1 protein-coding gene is annotated in these 216 nt (G+C 68.1%); it reads right to left on the reverse strand.

Translation table 11 applies throughout. The annotated features are described in order from the left end of the window. The coding region (locus ACWGS9_RS35985; protein WP_454509585.1) for a transposase at window positions 1-216 on the reverse strand (216 nt) is incomplete at both ends.

Genomic DNA, 216 nt, shown 5'->3' on the forward strand with positions numbered 1-216 from the left:
AGCGTCCGGATAGCATCGCTGTCGTAGGCGCGGTCGGCAAGCAGGATTGCATCGGGTTGGAGGGCGTCGAGCATGGCGGCGGCGGGCTTGCCGTCATGTGCCTGTCCGGCCGTCAGGACAAGGTCGATCGGCCGGCCTTCGGCATCGACGAGCGCATGGATCTTGGTCGTGAGGCCGCCGCGGGAACGTCCCATGCAGCCATCGTCAGCGCCCCCT

This window comes from Mesorhizobium sp. Arg314 (assembly GCF_053714275.1).